Annotated in this window: 1 protein-coding gene; it reads left to right on the top strand. The window is 32.7% G+C overall.

Annotated features, from left to right (window positions below):
- The coding region (locus HBA93_RS22540) for a phage/plasmid replication protein, II/X family (protein ID WP_221724722.1) at nucleotides 1-248 on the top strand (248 nt) is incomplete at both ends.

The following is a 248-nucleotide window of genomic DNA, read 5'->3' as shown; positions in this document are numbered from 1 at the left end:
GCAATCAGAACTGTTGAACGTGGTTATATGGAATTTTCAGGAAATCCATCTAAATTTATGCAAGGTCATAATTTATTCGGTACTGATGATCTGGTAGGATTGATGAATGATGTACTTGAAAAAATATGTACGAGTTTAAATTTAGAACCGTCTACTGAAGACAAAATTTCTTGGCTTTATGGTGATTATACAATTTCCAGAATTGATTTAACTGCTATGCGTGAATTACCGACATTCACTGATGTTAA

It is taken from the genome of Ochrobactrum sp. SFR4 (assembly GCF_019730395.1).
In the GTDB taxonomy this organism is placed as follows: domain Bacteria; phylum Pseudomonadota; class Alphaproteobacteria; order Rhizobiales; family Rhizobiaceae; genus Pseudochrobactrum.
Note: the sequence above shows the minus strand (reverse complement) of the source record. Positions and strands in the feature narration are given on the sequence as shown.